Annotated in this window: 1 protein-coding gene; it reads right to left on the bottom strand. The window is 79.8% G+C overall.

All coding sequences use genetic code 11. The features are described 5' to 3' along the window. On the bottom strand, positions 1-202 hold a 202-nt coding region (locus ACFVXK_RS37190; RefSeq protein WP_389621375.1), incomplete at its 3' end, for a hypothetical protein. Between the last annotated feature and the right edge of the window lie 165 nt (positions 203-367).

The raw sequence follows: 367 nt of genomic DNA, 5'->3' as shown, positions 1-367 counted from the left end.
CCCCGCAGCCGCAGACGACGAGTCCGGCGCCGCCTCCGACGCGTCGGCGGGACAGGGCCCGGAAGACGAAGGGGTAGCCGAGCAGCCCGTCCGTGGCCGCCTCCACGGCGGCGAAGGCCCGCGCGCCCTCGCTCCCGGACCAGTCGGTCCCCTCCGCCGGCTCCGCCGCCGCTCGCGCGTCCCGCTTCCCGTCGTCGTTCACGTCTCCACTATCGGCCCGCCACCGGCCACCGGCGCGGCAGGCGCGCGGCGCAGGGCGGGTGCGGCCAGGGCGGCGAAGGCGCAGCAGGCCACGGGGAGCAGCAGGGCCGAGCCGAGCGGGACGAGGCGGGTGAGCGGGCCGATGACGGCGGGGCCGCCGCAGCAG

It is taken from the genome of Streptomyces sp. NPDC058157, assembly GCF_042884105.1.
In the GTDB taxonomy this organism is placed as follows: domain Bacteria; phylum Actinomycetota; class Actinomycetes; order Streptomycetales; family Streptomycetaceae; genus Streptomyces.
This window is presented reverse-complemented; position numbering and strand designations above follow the sequence as displayed.